This is a genomic window from Photobacterium lipolyticum, from assembly GCF_003026475.1.
In the GTDB taxonomy this organism is placed as follows: domain Bacteria; phylum Pseudomonadota; class Gammaproteobacteria; order Enterobacterales; family Vibrionaceae; genus Photobacterium; species Photobacterium lipolyticum.
In genome coordinates this window covers 1-20,666 of record NZ_PYMC01000030.1, presented here as the reverse complement: position 1 = coordinate 20,666, position 20,666 = coordinate 1, and the positions used below count along the sequence as shown (strand labels likewise).

Sequence of the window (20,666 nt, the reverse complement as noted above, 5' to 3'; positions counted from 1 at the left end):
GGCGATCGAAATTCGCATACAGCACGATGATTTAGATCAACTGAAGGCGGCATCGATTGAAATTCAGCAGTTCCTCAATGAGTTTGATGGGGTATTCGGTGTGCTCGATGATATGCGGATGGGGAAGCAGGAGGTGCTGGTGAAGCTGCGTCCCGGGGCTGAAAGTTTTGGTGTCGACGGGCAAATGATCGCTTCTCAGCTGCGGGCGGCTTATTTTGGCCAGACTGCCGATGAAATTCAGATCGGTCCGGAAAATATAGAAGTAGAAGTACGTTTTGATAAGCAGGAAGCGGCCAGCCTGCAAACCCTTGCCAGTTTTCCAATTATCCTCGTTGATGGCAGCCAGATCCCACTGGCTTCGGTGGCGATACTGGAACACCAACGCAATTATGTCCGGATCCAACGGGTGAACGGGTTACGAACCCTGAGTGTGTTTGGTGATTTGGAGAGCAGTAAGATCAGTTCGGCTGAAGTGCTGAAGGAGTTCCGTCACCGTTTAATGCCACAGTTACAGCAGACGTATCCCGGGCTGCGGTTTGACTTTGAAGGTGAAGCCAAGGATACCGCTGAGACCGGACAATCAATGGGTATTGGCTTTGCATTGGGGATCTTCGGTGTGTTCGTGATCCTCAGCTTTCAGTTCCGCAGCTACCTGGAACCTTTTGTGGTGTTGTTGGCGATTCCGCTTGCGGCGATAGGGGTACTCTGGGGCCATTGGCTGTTGGGGTACGCACTGAGTATGCCGAGTATTATGGGATTTGTATCATTGGCCGGGGTGGTGGTTAATGACTCGATTCTGCTGGTGCAATATATTCGTCATCATGTTGATGACGGTGACAGTGTCCACGACGCGGTGGTGAAAGCCAGTAGAGAGCGTTTCCGGGCGGTTTTCTTAACGTCGCTGACAACCGCTGCGGGCCTGCTGCCTTTGTTACTGGAAACCAGTTTACAGGCCCAGGTTATCCAACCCTTGGTCGTTTCTATTGTATTCGGTATTTTCACGTCGACTCTGTTGGTGTTGTTTATGATCCCGGCGGCTTACGCCATTTTGGCGGATTTTGGTTTGGTGCGTAAGCATGAAGCACTGGCGGCCTGATGGTTTACTGCTGAGGGTAGCTAGGCACTGACAATCGGCAGTGCCTCGTTTTTTTACTGCGATTTCGTATCCCCCAGTGCCGTATTACTGAGCGCGAGTTGGGGGCCGGAAGGTTAATCGTATTACTGTAATGAATGATGGTTGGATCGGTGACTGCCGGTTGAATTTTTTATTTGCTCGGTGGGGGCGTGGCCGAAAATCATCCGTGTTGAGGCTCTTTTTGCCGCTGATTTATAATCACTGAAACTTATTAATTGTTTTTTCAAACCTGAAAATATTACGTTTAAACGTCATTTGAATCGAATGGAAAAGCGCCTTTTTTCGCTTATAATTGCGCCTTTATTATATTTATAGTTATTTTAGATCTTTTTATAGCTTTGTAAGGTGCTGATATAAAGGTGTTTTTATTTAATCTCTGGCTTCTCGTTTATATTTCCTTACATTTGCCGGATTTCAGCTATTGGTTACATCAATCTATTTGATGATACTGAGCGCACCCCGATACAGGGCTAACTTATTTGAGAACAAGATTTTGGTTCTTTAATTTAGCGATGGCATAACGGATGCGCCCCAGATAAATTCATTTAGAGGCAACATATGACACGTAGAAGTTCTTCTATTCACCCTGCAGATGGTTACAAGGTGGAGTCAAATTTAAGAAGTGTTGATCTTAATTTATTGACAGTATTTGACGCAGTTATGCAAGAGCAGAATATCACCCGGGCAGCACACAACCTCGGTATGTCTCAGCCTGCTGTCAGTAACGCTGTGGCACGTTTAAAGGTGATGTTTAATGATGAACTCTTTATTCGTCATGGTCGTGGTATTCAGCCAACGCAACGTGCTAAGCAGTTGTTTGGCCCAATGCGCCAAGCATTGCAGCTGGTGAAGAATGAACTGCCATCGTCAATATTCTCGCCTGAAACTTCAACGCGTACTTTTAAGCTCGCGATTTGCAGTCCGTCGGATATGCGTTTTGCACCTCGCATCCTGCGTAACATGACAGATCAGGCACCGAGTTTGCGTATGCAGCTTGAAGCTGAATTTGATGCTGAACTAACGCAAAAAATGCGTTATCAGGAAATTGATTTTGTTATCGACTATGTTCGCTTTGATGAGCCTGGTTTTTGCAGTAGCGAATTATTTAGTGATGAACTGGTCGTAATTGCGGCAGATAATCACCCTAGGATCACCGGTAACACCATTTCCGAAGCGATGTTTGCCTCAGAAACGCATGCGGTATTAAAGTCGCTGCCGGGCGTGAAGATGTTTGCTGATCATATTTACAACCAGAACACCTCATACCAGGATGCTTATCAGGGCGCTAGCCTGAGTAATATCATGTATGTGGTAGGTCAATCTGAATTGATTGCTGTTGCACCTCGCTGGCTAGCAGAATCTGTTGCGGAAAACCTGCAGTTAAAAGTGCTGCCTTTACCGTTTGAGTCGGCCTCTATCAGTGGTTATCTGAGCTGGCATGAATCTTCGCAAAAAGATAAAGGACACATCTGGATGCGTGATCAGCTGCTAACCATCTGTGGCGATTCATCTTTCTGATTTAATTAGAAGCCGGCGCCAGCCGGCTTTTTCTTTATTCCCATCTTCCAATTTTCGGCTTGGTCTATTGATACCAAATCCAATCGTTTTTACCGCGGGTGATATCTAAACCACCTCAAAATGCAGAGTTCAGCGAGAATTCAGTGGTCCTTAGTAAAGGCAGCCATTTGAGTGAATAGTGGTTCTATTTAGATATGGGCATAGATGCATTTTCATGAGACGGGGTGAGGCGGGATAGCAGCAATTTCGTACACTTGTAGTCATTCTATTAATAACTCGTATAAAGCCTGTAGGGATAAGGGCTGGCACTGAGAGCGTAATAGCAGAAAAAATAAATTGTGCCCCTTTATGGTTGCCTTTTTTTACATCAAAGGTAGACTTCGCGGCTCAAGTGGGCTTACAAGTGTAAGCTAAAATGGCAGAGTAGTTATGGCTGAACGCGACTTTCACATAGTAAATCGAATTCGTACCCAGATCGCCCGCTTAGGCGATCAGGTTGCTTTACGTCATCAGGTTGAAGGCCAGTGGCAAGATATTTCCTGGACTGAGTTTGGCGAGCAGATACAGCAGCTGGCATTAGCCATGTTGGCGCAAGGGCTGAACGTTCAGGATAAAGTAGGTATTTTTTCCAACAATATGCCTCGCTGGACCATTGCGGATGTCGCGGCTTTGTATAATCGTTGTGTCACCGTACCTATTTACCCAACCAATACTCCGCAGCAGTCGGCTTATATTATCAACAATGCCGATGTGCGTATTCTGTTTGTCGGTGAACAGGCGCAACACGATGCCGCTCTTGAAATGATCGAGCAATGCCCGCAGCTGGAGCATATTGTCGCGATGTCGGATGATGTGATCTTATCTGACCATCCATTAGTCTGTCATTTCAATGACTTCATCGCGTGTGCTAACCCTGATTTAGAAGCTGAACTCGAACATCGTTTAGACTCTAAAGCGATGGATGATCTGCTGACCCTGATCTACACCTCCGGTACGACAGGAACCCCTAAAGGCGTGATGCTAGATTACGCAAATATTGCGTCTCAGCTTGAAGCGCATGATCAGAATCTGGCTCTGGACGAAGGTGATACGTCACTGTGTTTTTTGCCGCTTTCTCATGTTTTTGAGCGGGCATGGACGTTCTTTGTCTTGCACCGTGGCGCGGTCAACTGCTATCTGGCCGATACCAGCAAAGTGCGTGAAGCCCTGGTGGAAATAAAGCCGAATGTCATGGCAGCAGTGCCTCGGGTGTACGAGAAAATCTACTCAGCCGTTCATGATAAAGTCGCACGTGCACCCTTTCACCGTAAAGTGGTCTTCACCTGGGCGGTGAATATGGGCGCGCGCATGGCGGCCTGCCACCAGGAAAAACGCAAGCCGTCAGTTATGCTGCGAAAGAGCTATAAACTGGCTGATAAACTGGTACTGGCCAAGTTGCGTGATTTGCTGGGCGGACAGATTAAATTTATGCCTTGTGGCGGTGCGAAGTTAGATGCCGATATTGGCCGTTTCTTCCACGCGATAGGCATTAACGTTAAGCTTGGCTATGGCATGACAGAAACCACGGCTACCGTATCATGCTGGGATGATCAGTGTTTTAACCCGGATTCTATTGGTATGTCGATGCCGGGGGCTGAAGTGAAGATCGGCGAGAACGATGAAATTCTGGTCCGTGGCCCGATGGTGATGCGCGGCTACTATAAAATGCCGGAAGAAACCGCGAAGAACTTTACCGAAGATGGCTTCTTAAAAACCGGTGATGCGGGACGTTTCGATGAGCAGGGCAACCTGTTTATCACCGATCGTATAAAAGAGCTGATGAAGACCTCTGGCGGTAAATATATTGCGCCCCAGGTCATCGAAGGAGCGATCGGTAAAGATCATTTTATCGAGCAGATTGCCGTGATTGCTGATACCCGTAAATTTGTCTCAGCACTGATTGTACCTTGCTTTGATACCCTGGAAGCGCATGCCCGCGAGCTGAACATTAAATATCACGATCGGCTTGAGCTGGTGAAACATAGCCAGATTGTTGAGCTGATTGAGAAGCGTGTCATTGAGTTGCAAAAAGATCTGGCACGATTTGAGCAAGTGAAGAAGTTCACCTTGCTGCCTAAATCATTTTCGATGGATAAAGGTGAGCTAACGCCGACTCAGAAACTGCGTCGTAAGGTCATTCATGATCGTTACCATCAGGAAATTGAGCGCATGTACGAAGAGAGCCATAAAAAATCATCTGTACGGTAAATATCAATAACTCTGAGCAAAGGGGCCATATGGCTCCTTTGTTGTTTTCGGATATTTGTTCACCATTCCCTCTCTTTTCTCTTTTCTTTTTTCTCGTCTTTCTCCATTCCGACTTCGTTAAGAGTTTCTATCTGAATGTTTGGCCATTTGCAGTTAATACCCACTGCCGTGCTTGGTAAGCTCCGGACGAATATGGTTAATTTACTCTGCATTCAGATGAATGGATTAAACATGCCTTTCAGCAATAGACTTGATTGCTAAAAAAGCGTTAAAGTTGTTGCAGGTAACTACTGCTTGTTATGACCGGTGGTGGCTCGCATAGCATGAAAAAGTAATATTGATTTCAATTTAGGCTAAAAATAAGCCCTAACTATGTTATATCAGCCCGTATAGCTAATTTTTTATTGGGTAATGGCATTTTGTGTTGCATGGGATGCTCACAAAACGTCCCATACGCCTGATAACGCACAATGATAAAGTTTAGCTGCGCTATTTAACTCGGTGTGTTGTCTGTATTCACCTCGCTTACAGACATTCACCAGTTTGCTGTTGAGCTTCATTTGAAGGAAGAATTAGCGATGTGGGTTGGTGTAATCAACCTGGAGGCAAGAAATATGGAAATGTTGTCCGGCGCTGATATGGTCGTTCGTTCGATGATCGATCAAGGCGTAAAACATATCTTCGGATACCCTGGCGGTTCAGTACTTGATATCTACGATGCACTGCATGAGAAAAGTGACATTGAACACGTGCTCGTTCGCCACGAGCAAGCGGCTGTGCATATGGCTGATGGTTATGCCCGTGCAACCGGTGATGTCGGTGTGGTACTGGTAACATCTGGTCCGGGCGCGACGAATGCCATTACGGGTATTGCTACCGCTTATATGGACTCCATTCCTCTGGTTGTCTTCTCTGGTCAGGTGATGAGTAACCTGATTGGTAATGATGCCTTCCAGGAGTGTGACATGGTGGGTATTTCTCGCCCTGTTGTAAAACACAGCTTTTTGGTGAAAAAGCCGGAAGATATCCCCAAAATCATCAAAAAAGCCTTTTATATTGCTGCAAGTGGCCGTCCTGGCCCTGTGGTTATCGATATTCCGAAAGACATGCTAAACCCGGCTGAAACTTATCCTTACCAATACCCTGAATCGATCGCCATGCGTTCATATAACCCAACGACTCAGGGGCATAAAGGCCAAATTAAACGGGGATTGAAAGCCTTGCAGGCCGCGAAAAAGCCGGTTCTGTATGTGGGTGGAGGTGCCATCATGTCGGAGTGTGGCAAACAGCTGCTGACTCTGGCAGAGTCACTGAACATACCGGTTGTAAATACCTTGATGGGTCTTGGCGCCTTTCCGGGAACCCATAAAAACTGTTTAGGTATGTTGGGCATGCACGGTACGTATGAAGCCAATATGGCCATGCATAACGCAGATCTGATTTTCGGTATCGGCGTCCGTTTTGATGATCGTACGACCAACAACGTCGAGAAATATTGTCCGAATGCTACCATCATGCATATCGATATTGACCCGTCGTCCATTTCGAAAACTATTGCCGTTGATATTCCCATCGTCGGCTCGGCCGACACCGTATTAAACAGCATGCTTAAATTGCTGGCAGAGCAGGATGGCGGCAATGATCAGCAAGCGATTGAGAACTGGTGGGCAGAGATAGAATCATGGCGTGCACGTAAGTGTCTGAGTTATGAATCTAGTAATGAACGCATAAAGCCACAGCAGGTGATTGAATCGCTGTTTAAGCTGACGAATGGTGAGGCTTATGTCGCCTCGGATGTTGGTCAGCATCAGATGTTTGCCGCGTTGTATTATCCGTTTGATAAACCGCGTCGCTGGATCAACTCTGGTGGTCTGGGTACCATGGGCTTTGGCTTGCCGGCGGCAATGGGAGTGAAGTTCGCCCTGCCTGATGCTGAAGTGGTGTGTGTGACCGGGGATGGTAGTATCCAGATGAATATTCAGGAACTGTCAACGGCATTGCAATACGATATTCCTGTTAAAATCATTAACTTGAATAATCGCTTCTTAGGTATGGTTAAGCAATGGCAAGACATGATTTATCAAGGTCGCCACTCTCATTCTTATATGGACTCGGTGCCGGACTTTGCTGCGATTGCTGAAGCTTATGGTCATGTCGGGATACGCATTTCAGATCCGGCCAAGCTCGATAGTGAGCTGGAAAAAGCCCTGGCATTGAAGGATAAGCTGGTTTTTGTTGATATTAGTGTTGATGAAACCGAGCATGTTTACCCGATGTTGATTCGTGGTGGCTCGATGAGTGAAATGTGGTTAAGTAAAACGGAGAGAACATAATGCGCAGGATTATATCAGTATTGCTTGAGAATGAACCCGGTGCATTGTCCCGTGTCGTTGGCCTGTTTTCTCAACGAGGTTATAACATTGAATCTCTGACGGTGGCACCAACCGATGATCCGACTTTGTCGCGTCTGAATATCACTACCAATGTGGAAGACGATGCGGCGTATGAGCAAATCGAGAAACAACTGCATAAGCTGATCGATATTTTAAAGGTCAGCAATGTTACCGAAGCTGAGCATGTTGAGCGTGAACTGATGTTGGTGAAAGTGAAAGCCAGCGGTTTTGCCCGGGCTGAAGTTAAACGCACGGCGGACATCTTCCGTGGATTAATTGTGGATGTGACCAGCCAGATCTATACCATTCAGCTCGCGGGAACCAGTGACAAGCTGGATGCCTTTATTGCTGCCGTAGGGGAAGCGACCGATATTGTTGAGGTTGCCCGAAGTGGTGTTGTTGGTATGGCCCGTGGCGAACGTGCGCTAAAAGCGTAAGGCGTTTTTTATATAAGCCCAGCTCAGGCTAAGCCTGAGCTGGGCTTTTTGTTGGGCGTAGCAATGCATTTGGCTGGCAGGGTTCTCGATCTTAGAGCGAGCTTCATATTAATCACGCTCCTTGAAACCGTTTAGGTATGTACCCAACAACGGAATCACACATCTTGAAGAGGTTTGGGTATATAGGTCTGAATGAACTCAATCGCACGTTGGAAGTGATTGTTAAGCAATTCCAGTGCTTGCGGTGTATTACGTTCCAATACCGCCTTCATCATCGCTTCGTGTTCGCCATTATCATGATAGCGCTCTTCATATTCGCGGCTGTGGTTAATCCAGATATGGCGATAACGTTCGATCTGCTCATACACTTCACGGTATAGCGTCAGCATGACAGGAGATTGGCAACCTTCAAGCAGTGCCAGGTGGAATTCACTGTGGCGTTTTTCCCACTCAGAAAAATCCACTGTCTTATCTGCTGGGTTAATACGGTGGAGTTTGTGGTAGCTGGTCAAAATATTCAGCTCCCATGCTTCGTCGCCATTGAGAATAGCGCGTTCCAGCAGGACTCTTGATAGCACGAGGTTGGTTTCAAAGAGGTCTTCGAGCTCATCGACTGAAACAGGAGCAACCCAACACCCTTTTTGGGGGGCGAATTTTACGTATTTTTTCCATGATAACTGAACAAGAGCTTCCCGGATCGGAGACGCACCTACGTTATAACGGGCTTTTAAGTCGGCAACAACAAGCTTTTGCTCTGGTGCTAGTTCACCAAGCAAGATGTCTTGTCGAATCAACTCCATGACTGTGTTGGTCAAAGTAGGACTAGACACTGAATTCCTCACAGGTTTTTTATTGTTTTTCCCCGAGCGCCTCGTCAAATTATAATGGCTGGGGATATTGTTGTGATTTTCTTAGCAAGCAAGGCATGACTCTTATGAGGCTGTATTCCTTGAAAGAATCCGCTGTCGAGTGAGTATACGATTAATAATATCAGGGTGCGATACAGAAAGGCTGGAACTGTGAATACATACCAGTATGGAGGGGAGGGGATTAATAAGATGATATAAAAAACGGGAGCATTTGCTCCCGTTTTTTGTTCAGTCTACGAATTATAGTACGTGTACTGATGCTGTATTTGTTGTACCAGAAGCAACTAGTGCACCCGATACCATAACAACGATGTCGCCTTTCGCACCCAGACCCGTTTCAAGAGCAAGCTCTTTACCACGGCTGTAGAATGCATCAGTGCTTTCAATTGCATCAACAACAACAGGTGTAACACCTTTAGTCAGTGCCAGCTGAGCCGCTGTCTTAGTGTTAGTTGTTACAGCCAGAATGTTAGCTGTTGGGAAGTACTTACGTACAGAGCGTGCAGATTTGCCTGCTTCTGTTGCAACAACGATTAGAGGAGCACTTAGCTTCTCAGAGGTGTCAACAGCGCCTTTACATACCGCTTCAGTGATACGCAGACGTGGGCTGTCCAGACGTGAGCCTAGCTCTGCTTTTAGTGCTGAATCTGTACGTGCACAGATTTGTGCCATGATAGTTACCGCTTCGATAGGGTACTTACCTTTAGCAGATTCACCTGAAAGCATTACTGCATCAGTACCATCCATGATTGCGTTCGCAACGTCACCCGCTTCTGCGCGAGTAGGGCGTGGGTTCTTGATCATAGAATCAAGCATCTGAGTTGCAGTGATAACAACTTTACGAGCGCGGTTACACTTCTCGATCATCATTTTCTGCGCGAAGATAACTTCTTCAACCGGGATTTCAACACCCAGGTCACCACGAGCAACCATGATACCGTCAGAAGCTTCAAGGATTGAGTCGAAGTTGTCTACGCCTTCCTGGTTTTCGATTTTAGAGATGATCTGGATCTTCTCGCCACCGTTAGCGTTCAGCAGTTCACGGATCTCTTTAACGTCGTCTTCTTTACGGATAAAAGAAGCAGCAACGAAATCAACGCCTTGCTCACAACCAAACTTAAGGTCTGCTTTATCTTTCTCTGAAAGTGCAGGAAGTTTTACTGAAACGCCAGGTAGGTTAACACCTTTGTTTTCACCTAGGTCGCCGTTGTTAAGTACTTTACACTTAACTTCAGTTTCTGTGGTTTCCAGTACTTCCATCTCGATAAGGCCGTCATCAACAAGGATGATGTTACCTTTAACAAGATCTTTAGCAAAACCAGGGTAAGTAACCGCAACACGGTCCTGGTTACCAACTACAGAAATATCAGTAGTGAATGTGAATTCTTGACCAGCAACTAGAGCAAAATCATTACCGTTCTCTAGTTTGATAGTACGAATTTCAGGACCTTTAGTATCAAGCAGAATAGCCAGAGGCTTACCTGTTTCGGCCATTACTTCACGAAGATTGTCGATACGCTGACCGTGCTCTTCGAAGTTACCGTGAGAGAAGTTTAGACGCATTACGTTCATACCAGCGTTAGCTAGTTTGGTAAGCATTTCTTTAGATTCTGTTTTAGGTCCAATCGTACATACGATTTTGGTCTTTTTCATTGAGGATTGTCTCCGGACAAACTTTTACCCAAGGGAAATTTAACCACAGTGTTATACCTGAAAGTTGTGAACCATTAATGTTGAATAATGACCACAAAGTGAGAAGTAGATCATAAATCTTCAACTTACCGCTTACAGGGCGTGGTGATAATACAAATTTTTACAAAAATCTTGCCTTATAAAAGCAGTTCGTTGCTTTTATAAGGCCTGTGCTGGTGACTCTTTCCTAAATTATCGCGCGTTCTTAATGTCTGGCAACGATGAGAAGGGGGGTGATATCAACGATCACACAACCATAAATCTGTAGCCATAAATCCGTGCGATAAACAAGCGCAGGATTATAACAGAGTTCTTATCTATTATCACCCTGTGATAGCGGTCATGCTTTTGGCTTCCATGCTTGAAGGAATGACGGTAATTATCTACGGAATCTCGAATAAAGTTTTGTCATTTATCAATAGAGAAGCGATTTATTGCTCTTTTGTTTAAATATAGTTCCGATTTGTATCATTGTGGAGGGGGAGACCGCCCTCTCACTATTAGGATGAATTATTACATTTTATTGCGGAAACGTTAGCCTGCGGTCACTGAATTTCGCAGGCTAACGCCTAGGGGACAAGGTGGGGGGCAAGAAGAGTCCCGGGTATCTATCTCAGGCACCATCGCCTTCCCTATGCTCTTCGGTGAGCTGTTGCTGTAATGGGGCGGGAACCGGTTCAAAGTGGCTAAGTGACAGGCTAAAGCTGCCCTCACCTCGGGTTAGCGACTTGATGCGCTTCGAGTAGTCCTGCAGCTGCGTGAGCGGTGCTTTGGCGAGGATCAAGGTACGATCCTGACTTTCTGGTTGTGAGTCGTTGATCATGCCGCGTCGGCTTGATAAATCACCGGAGATATCGCCGATGCAATCGGAAGGGACAAGAATTTTTACATCCACGATGGGCTCCAGGATAATCGGATCTGCTTGTTTTATCGCTTCTAAGAATGCTTTACGGGCAGCCGACACAAAGGCAATCTCTTTGGAATCCACGCTATGGTACTTGCCGTCATAGACGATCACCTCCAGATCCTGTAATGGGTAGCCTGCAATCGCTCCTTCTTCGAGTATCTGACGCACCCCCTTTTCCACCGCCGGTATAAACTGGCCGGGAATTGCCCCGCCCACCACTTTGTTGACAAACTTAAAGCCTTCACCGCGATTCAGGGGATTAATCTTGAGATAGACTTCGCCAAACTGCCCGGCTCCTCCTGTTTGCTTCTTATGCCGATGATGTGCTTCGGCTGGGCGGGTAATCGTTTCGCGATAGTCGATACTTGGCACACTGGTCTGTACATCCAGTTTGTACTGTTGTTGCATTTTCTCCAGCGCAATCTTCAGGTGAAACTCGCCAATACCGGTCAGCAGGGTCTCGTTAACCCGCACCCGGTGCGTTACCTGCAGGCTTGGGTCTTCAGAAGTGAGTTTTTTCAGTACATCTGAAAGTTTTTGTTCATCGCCGCGCCGCGCCGGGTGCACGACCAGGCTGTACATAGGGGCTGGCAAGTTCAGGCTGGTTAAATGCAAGCCGTCTTCATCGTGGGAGTTGTGTATAACACTATCAAATTGCAGATCGTCAATTTTGGCGATGGCGCAAATATCGCCGGAAACCGCACGCTGAATTTCACGCCGCTGTTTGCCCTGTACCTGGTAGAGGTGTCCTACTTTGAAGGACGTTTTTCCATCATCAATGAAGAGTTGGCTGTCGGGCGTAAGTACGCCCTGAAAAATTCGGACAAAGGCCATCCGGCCCATGTAAGGATCGACACTTACCTTAAAGACATGGCCAACAGTATGATCTTGCTCGTTCAGGCTCACGGTTACCGGTTTGTTGCCACTATAAAAGAGTGGGGGATTGCTCTCAAGAGGTGATGGCATGAGCTCGCTCATCACCTGCAGCAATTGTTTCACCCCGGCGCCGCTGCGGGCCGAGACAAAACAGACCGGGATCAACTGGCCATCGCGCAGTACTGCCTCAAAGGGAGCGTGCAGCTGTTGTGGGCTCAGATCTTGTCCCTGTTCCAGGTAAAGCTCCATCAGTTCTTCGTCGACTTCAATCACCTGATCGACCAAGGCGTCGTGCGCCTCCTCGACAGTGCTGAACAGCGTTGGCTCATCGGGGTCCGGTTCAAAATAGCAGTCTACTACCCCATTCCCGCCGGGATCGGGCAGGTTAATTGGCAGGCATTGCGAACCATAGCGTTCTTTCAGTTGAGCCAAAAGTGTATGTAAGTTGATCCCATCGGCGTCAATCTTGTTGATGATGATCAGACGGCACTTCTTGTGGTCATGGGCCATTTGAAATAGCTGGTCGGAAAGCGATGCCGGCCCGGCACTGGCATCGACCACCAGTGCGACGGTTTCAACCGCCGGGTAAACGCTCATCGCACGGCCTATCAGATCCCCGGCTCCCGGGGTATCGATCAGGTTAAGCTGATTTTTTTGCCAGCAGAAGTTAACGGGTGTGGCTTCTACCGAATGCTGGTAATCGATGGATTGACGGTCAAAGTCGGTCACGGTGGTGCCCCGCTGGAGCTCACCAAGCGTCTTGATGGCGCCCGATTCAAACAGTAGGCGTTCAACCAGGCTGGTTTTTCCTGAGCCGGATTGCCCAACAAATGCGATGTTGCGAATTAGCTCCACAGACATACGTGTCCTCCTCTGGTAATCGAACCGATGGGTGGTGGCAAAATGTAATGGTGTTCGCTCAGGTGCGACTTCATTCATACCAGCGTTGCAAAACCTGTGTCTATTCCATCCGAAACGTTATTGCCCTTAAGGCCAGGTTCCTCATTACCATTTTTGCAATCAGTATAAAAAACAGCACTACTTTATAGATAGTACATATCTCGATACATGACACAGGAAGTCTGCAGTATGCCGTCTAAGTTGTGTGTTAAATCATAAATTTGTTAGCGGAAGTACAGCAATGGAGTCGTCGCTGAAATAATGGCAAGAGATACAGAGTTGCTATACTTGTTCTAAATCCGTTCATTTAGGAGTTCACCATGAATATACCCCCCCTCTCTCTCATGCTGCTGCTTTCTATTTTTGTGTTTGCGGGATGTTCGAGCAACCCTTATGGTGACTCTTATGGCGTCAAAGATACACGGCAGATCCAAAGGGTACGTTATGGCACTATTATGAAAGCCGAACCAGTTACCATTGAAGGTGAAGGCGGAGGGAAGCTTGTCGGTGCCGTTGCCGGTGCTGCAGTTGGTGGGATTTTAGGCTCTAAAATTGGAGGTGGTTCAGGTTCCGATATAGCGGCTATCGGTGGTGGTGTGCTGGGTGGTGTTGCCGGTAGTAAAGCCGCAGATGCGGCTACTCGCCGTAATGGTGTTAACTTGACGATAAAAATGGATAACGGAGAAGTGATCGCGATCGTTCAGGAGGCGAACCCGAATATGATCTTTCAGATCGGCCAGAAAGTTCAGGTAAATATTGATGGCAACCAAGCCCGGGTTGTGCCGGCTAACTAAACCTGACGAAAGGCTACATCGCCAAATTGCGTATTTAGAGAAATAGAAATAATCTAAAAGAGCCTTTGGTGATTTGATTGTTTTTTGTCTTAGGTGAACCAAAAATAATTTTTGGCATTTAAGCTTAAAATGTTTAGCCCTATCATATATATGATAGGGCTATTAATTAAGACGAGAAATATCTTTTTGAAATCCTAAAAGTTATCGTGAGGCAATAACTTCAATTTCAATTTTTGCATCCAGGGGTAAGCGAGCCACTTCAACACAAGAGCGAGCCGGGAAAGTCGCATCATGATTATTGAAGAAAGCTTCATAAGCCTCATTTACTCGGGAAAAGTCATTTAGATCTTTTACAAACACGGTGGTTTTAACGATATTGTTGGCGTTCAATCCCGCTTCTTTGACAATCGCCAATGCATTTTTTAAAGATTGAGTTGCCTGATCGGCAACGTCCTCAGGCATTGCCTTTGTTTCTGGATTTATAGGTAACTGGCCTGACGTTATAACCAGATCACCTAAATTCACACCTTGCACATATGGACCAATAGCTTCAGGCGCTCTTGGAGTCTTAATTGCAACCATTTCATTTTCCTATTTATTTAATATACTGGTTATCTCTGTTTTCTTTATTTGTGAAGAAAGATAACCAGCCAATCATATATGATATTAATTTAGATTTGTTTAGCCTGTAAACGCTGGAAGTATGCCTAACATAGCCATGAAGTGAAACACGGCGGTTAAAATACCAAAGCCAATTACTACAACAATCATTGGCTGGCCACCTGGAGCTTTAAAGCCTTTATCACCGTTCTCTAACGTGCGTGCCTTTCTCACGAGAAGTGCAGGAATAATACACGTCCAAACCGTTGCTGCAGCGCCGGCATAGCCAATGGCAATTATAAAACCAAACGGGAATAGCAATGATAGGATCAAAGGTGGCATGAAAGTCACCAGCCACGTTTTTGCACGACCTTGTTTGGTGTCTTCGAACTTGAACAAATCAGCCAAATAGTCAAACACCCCAAGCCCAACACCAATGAAAGAAGATAGAATTGCCGCCATTGAGAAGATATTGATCGCATTCGCCACTTTTTCAGATTCAATAACTGAGCCTAACGCGGCTAGTAGCGCATCTACGTTACCACCTTGCTCAATCACAGGTCCAAATTGGCTTCTAGGCAGATTCCCATAAATGCTGAACAACCATAGGAAATACAGACTTAGCGCAATTATTGTGCCGCCCAAAATCGCGTATTTCGCTTTTTGCTCTTCGCCGTAATAAGCTCGCATTGAAGCCACTGAATGGTGATAACCAAACGACGTCAAAGCGACTGGCAGCATTGCCATAGCGTAGGGGGCGTAGCTCGTTTTTTCATTGATGGTGTCAAATAAGACGGACATATCGACGTTGATCGCCAGCCCTGACACACCAAAGGCAAAGCTTAAGACCATAAATAAGATTAAAACAACGGAAATTCGGTCTACTGCTCGAGTTGAATGCCAAACGAAGGGTGAGAACACCAATACAAACAAGATAGAGGTGATTTTACTATCGAGGCCCAGAACATCTTGAAGGATAAGGCCTGAAGATGTGGTGTAGGCGTACAGTAAAATACCCCCTACAAAATACACCGTCAGGTTATTGAACATGTTGACCTTATCACCAAGCATGTCTTTGGTTACCGTGTTGAAAGAGACCTTTAAGTCATAACTTTTAAAGGCTTCTAGCAGCATCCACCCCGAAACAGTCATGACGACCATTGTTACTGCAATCGCAAGAACTGACCAAGTAGTCCATGCCCCCGCCCCCGCACTTGGGAGCCCTAGCATACCTGCACCAACGCAGACACTGGCTATAATGCATGCCCCACCGATTAACGACGGATTCTTTTCCTTAATACTGTCACTTACTACAAACGTCGGACTCTTTTCCATAATTCAGTCACTCTTGTAATTTCACGTTATTGGATTTATGAACCTAAACTGTATTTTTTATTATGTGTTTAGGAAAAGAGCGCAGCTCCAAGGGGGTGCGCTCTTTTATTGTGATTAAGCTTCTTCTAGAACTTTGGTTTCTGTTTTCGCCGCTTCTTGCGCTGGCTCAACCTCTTTGAGTCGAGCTGTAAAGTGACGAAGCACCGCAGGCTCATAAGTAAAATCAAGACCTTTCACATTCGCGGCGTTTTCCTTTACTTTTTGGAACGCTTCGATAACGAAATCCATGTGCGTTTGAGTGTAAGTCGCACGTGGGATGGTCAGGCGAAGCAGCTCCGCAGGACAAGGATGTTGTTTGCCTGTCGCCGGATCGCGACCTAGTAATAGAGATCCGATTTCAACTGCGCGGATACCCGCAACTTTATAGAGCTCGCAAGCAAGAGCATGCGCGGGGAACTGCTCGGAAGGAATGTGTGGAAGTAGCTTACCTGCGTCTACGAATGCCGCGTGACCACCCGCTTGCTGACATACGACACCGATAGCCTCCAGACCATCTACAAGGTACTGAACTTGACCGATGCGGTATGCCAGCCACTCCTGGCGCATACCGTCATAGAGGCCAACGGCTAGACGTTCCATTGCTCCGCCTTCCAGGCCACCGTAGGTTGGGAAGCCTTCCTGAATCACACACAAAGTACGACATTCGGTGTAAGCATCCATCATCGACTCATCTTTGAAGCAAAGCAGACCGCCCATCTGTACCATGGCATCTTTCTTTGCAGACATGGCCAGGCCGTCTGCATACTTATAGGATTCGCGTGTGATTTCTTCGATAGTCCAATCTTTGTAACCAGGTTCACGCTGTTGAATAAAGTAGGCGTTCTCAGCATAACGAGCGGAGTCCATAATCACTGGAATGTCATATTTCTGCGCGATCTCATACACTGCTTTTAGGTTGGCGATAGAAACAGGCTGACCGCCTGCAGAGTTACAGGTAATTGTACTTACAATGTAAGGTACGTTTACAGGGTCTGCAGCAAGGATCGCTTCTTCTAGCTTGACGAGGTCAAAGTTACCTTTGAAATCGGCATTGACCGCGGTATCAAACGCTTCTTCTGTATACACATTTTTCGCCACACAACAGTTCACTTGAGTGTGACCTTGTGTGGTATCAAAGAAGTAGTTAGACAGTGCTACCATCTTGCTACGGTCTAGTCCCTTCTCCATTTCACGTTTCTTGATAAGGACAGGAATGTAGATTTGCTCGGCACCACGACCTTGGTGGGTCGGAATTGTTAATTCATAACCAAAGATATCTTTTACCGCGTTTGCAAGTGCGTAGTAGCTGCGGCTACCGCTGTATGCTTCATCGCCACGGAACATCGCAGCTTGCATTTCTTGAGTAATTGCACCCGTTCCACTGTCAGTCAGTAGGTCGATAAATACGTCTTCACTATCTAGCAGGAATGGGTTCATACCCGCTTTTAAAATAGCTTCATCACGATATTCACGGGTAGTACGTTTTACAGGTTCAATAACACGGATGCGGAATGGTTCAGGTAAGTGTTTAAAGTTTTCCATAATAATGCCTTTACTCTTGTTTGGTGTCTGATTTACCAGAAACTAATGTTTTTTTATGTAACAAAAATTAAATTAATAATATGCCTTCAACGTTATCGGGTGTTTTGATTTTATGGTGAGTAAAATCGCGTCAAACGAATAACGAAATGTCTGGTGTGTTGATTCCGCCTTAAATAAAAAGGCGTAAACGCGAACACTTTACTTTAAAGGGAAGTGGTAAGATATTTTATAATCTTCAATATACCATGGCGTCAGCAATGACAATAATGAAGATTGCCATTTAAGATACATGTTCATTTTATGTTTCCACATAAAAATAAAAGTTGAAATTAATATTCAGTATTACAGGTTAAATATATTGAAGTACCTTTGTCTTCATAAATTAAATTTAACTTAAATAACACCAAAAGTTAATCGTTAAATATATTGGGTTTTTTGAGGCTGCGTAAAGAACGCCTCTTGAATTTATTCTGAAGATAAATGAAAGGATAGCTTATGGTCTACGTTATACCAGGCTAACAATGTTAGGTCCGAAGTTGATTGCCATTTGAGGTACAGGTTCATTTTATGTCCTATATGGAAAAGCAATGCGTTAAACTAATAATGAAAGTATCCTATAGTTCAATTGTTAAATATATGCTTGTTATCAATAAATGTGACCAATGCAAGCAAAAATTCGTGTGCAGAAATTGAATGGTCGTTATGTTGTGACCGAAATCAAAGGTCCTTGAACGGCCAATTTTCAGCGAGGAGGGGGGTTATAGATCCGATTGCAGGAGCATATCCAATTCTGCTCTCGTCAATTCAACGGATGGAGCTGAATTGATGCGTTTATCATCGTGTTTGTTTTTCAACACGGAATAAACATACATCATCTGTGCATCATTGAGTTGAGACAACGACGTTATTAAATTCTGAAACTCAACATTTTTCATAATCAATAGAAATGCTTCCAGTATGAATTTTAGCCGGCAACGCCGGACAATAGGGATAGAAGGCGGGAGTCGTCACTGAAATAAAGCCGTGGCAGTGTGGCTGCGCTTACCAATTTTCATTCCGATAGCCTGAAAACGATGAGCGAATACCTCAGATTTGCATTCGCTGCATTGATATTTAAGCCAGTCTTTTTTTACCACATGTTTTTCAAAAAAAGTTCTGTGTAACTGCAAGAAGTTCGTTCTGCAGTTACAAACGGGACATAATTTATCGATTAGCATATATGCTCTCCTGGAATATGTTTCTTCTGCCATTGTTACATTGAACTCGGGGGATTTTCTGGGATCAATATCACACATCCTGATATGCAATAGTATGCCTTTCTAGTGGGTGAGTCGTTGGCTTTATCTTCGAGTGGTTCTTAATTGGGATGTCTTTTTTATATTTTTCCGCGACGGCTACAGTTCGGTGCGTATTCTGTCCAAAGTGCCTCCTAGTGATAACTGTCTGGGCCGCGAACATGATCCGCCAGGAAATTGCATTCAGCGGCAAGCCTTGGCCATTTTGTTTTGTTAACAAGCGCCTGATCAAAATGTTAGATGTTTACCTGGAGCGGCGTTACCAGCAAAAGACTGGGCTTGGACGGGGCACACCATATCAAGACTTAAATCCTGCCAGCCCCCGTTCGCCAGATGAAGAGTAAGACTGGCGAACAGGGCAATGTCGAACATTCGCAGTGACGCTGCAGTAAAAGGGCTACAGCGTTGCGGATATATCATATGTTAGGTAATTCTGATGTCAGAGCATCTGAGAAGATATTGGTAAGTGATAGCGATAGATTTGGCGCTATTGCTGCACGGGCTTTTTGATTTTCTTTATAGGTGCCAGGTAATACCAGCATCATATCAATGCTATTTTTTAATGAGGGCTTCATAGGTAGGTCAATACAGAAGGATTTATGGATATGTACACTACAAATTGCTACTGGTGCAATAAAGAAATAGAACTGGAAGAATACGAAGGAGGGCAATGTCCCTGTTGTGGCCTGAAATATGACTACGATGAGGATAATTATATTGTAATGAAAAGCTTAGAAAAGAAGATAAATGAACTACTGCGTGACGCATACAAAGAAGGTTTTGTAGATTCCGGTGGTTCGGGATCAGAAGCTGAGGAAAAATTTGTAGGTAAGAAGCACTTAAAATTACCTCGTAAAGCTAACCCCTCAAGTAAAGTAAGGAAAAATCGGCATGAGCCAAGCCGTTGAGGGTACAGCTTGTGGCGAACAAATAAAGTTTGCAGCAGCTTACAGAGGCCGCACTTAAAGCTGATTTCGGTCAACATCTGACCGATGAAGAACAGCCAAACAGAAGGAATGGCTGCTCACGCAAAACGATCAAGACCTTTTCAGGTAACCTCGAGCTAGATACTCCCGGAGATCGTGCTGGTTCCTTTGAGCCACAGCTGATAAAGAAAAACAAAGCAGCCTGACCGATGACATTGAACGTAAGATCTTGTCCATGTTTGGCTTACTTAGGTATGGGATATCAGGACATTCGTCAGTACGAGGAAGAGAAGTACTGACTCGAAGTCTCCAATGCGACAGTGAGAGCGGTAACGGATAAATTGCAGCCAGAGCTTTTGCGGTGGCGATAGCGTCCGCTGAAAAGCCACGATCCCATTGTCTGGCTCGATGCCATTGCATTATAAAGTCAAAGTGGAAGGTCGCTATATAAGCCAATTTCAGTAGGGCAGATGGAAAGGAACCTGTTACGGATTTTTCCATAAGCCTTTTCAAGAATCTGGTGGCCCCTGTCTGACTTGAACAGACGACCAAGCGATTATGAGTCGTATTTTTTGTGTATTTCAGTGAACACTGATATGAAATAAATCCAAATATATTTAATGGCTTATTTGTGGTTCTCTGTTTTTTGTTGTTCACTGTAATACATGGGAATATCGGCCATTTGCTACATATATGCTACATGTACAGCGTGGCCTTGCGGAGAGATACGCTCGACTTTGTCCATCAAAAAGAAGATTTCAGCGTCAACCATCAAACAGCTCACAGTTGAAGACAAACGACTCAATGATACTGAGATTCTCGGTTTTCATGCTCGAATCTCAAGTGCGGGTCGTATCGTCTATTACCTTTACTACCATACTGACTAGTAACCATTTTTCAGTCAGTATGGATGGATCCTATTTTGACCCAGTAATGCTTACTCATAATTGCATAGGCACAAACATCAATGGAGAAGGCTTGTGCAAGAGCCAACAATCGCTTCTCAATCCAACCACGTCGGTGCTCGTAGAGTCATCATTAGACCATATATGGTCACCTCCCGGCTTGCAAGGCATCTGGTTCAATAAAAGGGACAGGTTGGCTTCCATATATCCGGCCTGTATATGAGATTATCATCTCTGGCCTTGATGAGACATTCGC

General features: G+C 45.5%; 16 protein-coding genes and 3 pseudogenes. 10 read left to right on the top strand and 9 right to left on the bottom strand.

The window, feature by feature from the left end; genetic code table 11:
- The 5 genes from C9I89_RS21925 to ilvN all read left to right on the top strand — a co-directional run.
- Positions 1-1,096 (top strand): efflux RND transporter permease subunit (locus C9I89_RS21925; RefSeq protein WP_146155088.1); only part of this gene is annotated, 1,096 nt, incomplete at its 5' end.
- Positions 1,097-1,693: 597 nt separating this feature from the next.
- Positions 1,694-2,653 carry a transcriptional regulator LeuO gene (leuO, locus tag C9I89_RS21920; protein ID WP_107285453.1) on the top strand — a complete coding sequence of 320 codons (960 nt, stop codon included), beginning with the start codon at positions 1,694-1,696 and terminating at the stop codon, positions 2,651-2,653.
- Between the two features lie 429 nt (positions 2,654-3,082).
- The gene (locus C9I89_RS21915; RefSeq protein ID WP_107285452.1) at positions 3,083-4,900 is read left to right on the top strand and encodes an AMP-dependent synthetase/ligase; all 1,818 of its coding nucleotides are present in this window, start codon (positions 3,083-3,085) and stop codon (positions 4,898-4,900) included.
- Between the two features lie 614 nt (positions 4,901-5,514).
- Entirely contained in the window at positions 5,515-7,233 is a 1,719-nt protein-coding gene (locus C9I89_RS21910) for an acetolactate synthase 3 large subunit (protein WP_107285454.1), read from the top strand.
- A complete protein-coding gene (gene ilvN / locus C9I89_RS21905) occupies positions 7,233-7,730 on the top strand; it encodes an acetolactate synthase small subunit (RefSeq protein ID WP_107285451.1) in 498 nt (165 codons plus the stop codon). Before C9I89_RS21910 ends, ilvN begins: the two co-directional genes overlap by 1 nt.
- A 155-nt stretch (positions 7,731-7,885) precedes the next feature.
- Here ilvN and C9I89_RS21900 read toward each other — a convergent pair whose 3' ends face one another.
- From C9I89_RS21900 to fusA, 3 genes are all read right to left on the bottom strand, one after another.
- Positions 7,886-8,530 (bottom strand): FCD domain-containing protein, encoded by a 645-nt coding sequence (locus tag C9I89_RS21900; RefSeq protein WP_107285450.1) that lies wholly within the window; start codon positions 8,528-8,530, stop codon positions 7,886-7,888.
- A gap of 309 nt (positions 8,531-8,839) precedes the next feature.
- A complete protein-coding gene (gene pykF, locus C9I89_RS21895) occupies positions 8,840-10,252 on the bottom strand; it encodes a pyruvate kinase PykF (RefSeq protein WP_107285449.1) in 1,413 nt (470 codons plus the stop codon).
- A 652-nt stretch (positions 10,253-10,904) separates the two neighbouring features.
- Entirely contained in the window at positions 10,905-12,935 is a 2,031-nt protein-coding gene (gene fusA, locus C9I89_RS21890) for an elongation factor G (protein ID WP_107285448.1), read from the bottom strand.
- A 359-nt stretch (positions 12,936-13,294) separates the two neighbouring features.
- On the opposite strand from fusA, the gene C9I89_RS21885 reads away from it, so the two are divergent.
- Entirely contained in the window at positions 13,295-13,768 is a 474-nt protein-coding gene (locus C9I89_RS21885; protein WP_107285447.1) for an outer membrane lipoprotein, read from the top strand.
- 201 nt (positions 13,769-13,969) lie between these two features.
- On the opposite strand, the gene C9I89_RS21880 is transcribed toward C9I89_RS21885, so the two are convergent.
- The 5 genes from C9I89_RS21880 to tnaC (C9I89_RS23085) all read right to left on the bottom strand — a co-directional run bounded on the left by C9I89_RS21880 (position 13,970) and on the right by tnaC (C9I89_RS23085) (position 17,848).
- Complete coding sequence (locus C9I89_RS21880; RefSeq protein WP_107285446.1) at positions 13,970-14,350, bottom strand: Rid family detoxifying hydrolase; 381 nt, start codon at positions 14,348-14,350, stop codon at positions 13,970-13,972.
- Between the two features lie 99 nt (positions 14,351-14,449).
- The gene (locus C9I89_RS21875; RefSeq protein ID WP_107285445.1) at positions 14,450-15,703 is read right to left on the bottom strand and encodes an aromatic amino acid transporter; all 1,254 of its coding nucleotides are present in this window, start codon (positions 15,701-15,703) and stop codon (positions 14,450-14,452) included.
- A 114-nt stretch (positions 15,704-15,817) separates the two neighbouring features.
- Entirely contained in the window at positions 15,818-17,284 is a 1,467-nt protein-coding gene (gene tnaA, locus C9I89_RS21870) for a tryptophanase (protein ID WP_107285444.1), read from the bottom strand.
- A 198-nt stretch (positions 17,285-17,482) separates the two neighbouring features.
- Entirely contained in the window at positions 17,483-17,575 is a 93-nt protein-coding gene (gene tnaC / locus C9I89_RS23090) for a tryptophanase leader peptide (protein WP_425440425.1), read from the bottom strand.
- Between the two features lie 174 nt (positions 17,576-17,749).
- Positions 17,750-17,848, bottom strand: coding sequence for a tryptophanase leader peptide (gene tnaC / locus C9I89_RS23085; RefSeq protein WP_107285442.1), 99 nt, complete (start codon positions 17,846-17,848; stop codon positions 17,750-17,752).
- Between the two features lie 868 nt (positions 17,849-18,716).
- Between tnaC (C9I89_RS23085) and C9I89_RS21850 the strand changes: the two genes are divergently transcribed.
- From C9I89_RS21850 to C9I89_RS23005, 4 genes and pseudogenes are all read left to right on the top strand, one after another.
- Positions 18,717-18,923, top strand: a complete 207-nt coding sequence (locus tag C9I89_RS21850; protein ID WP_146155087.1) for a hypothetical protein — start codon at positions 18,717-18,719, stop codon at positions 18,921-18,923.
- Between the two features lie 261 nt (positions 18,924-19,184).
- Positions 19,185-19,487, top strand: a complete 303-nt coding sequence (locus C9I89_RS21845; protein ID WP_107285439.1) for a hypothetical protein — start codon at positions 19,185-19,187, stop codon at positions 19,485-19,487.
- Between the two features lie 29 nt (positions 19,488-19,516).
- Positions 19,517-19,961: pseudogene (locus C9I89_RS22895) on the top strand (transposase); the annotation flags it as partial.
- 281 nt (positions 19,962-20,242) lie between these two features.
- Positions 20,243-20,380, top strand: a pseudogene (locus C9I89_RS23005) (integrase); the annotation flags it as partial.
- Between the two features lie 49 nt (positions 20,381-20,429).
- On the opposite strand, the pseudogene C9I89_RS22890 reads toward C9I89_RS23005, so the two are convergent.
- Positions 20,430-20,534 (bottom strand): annotated as a pseudogene (locus tag C9I89_RS22890) (alpha-amylase family glycosyl hydrolase); the annotation flags it as partial.
- Between the last annotated feature and the right edge of the window lie 132 nt (positions 20,535-20,666).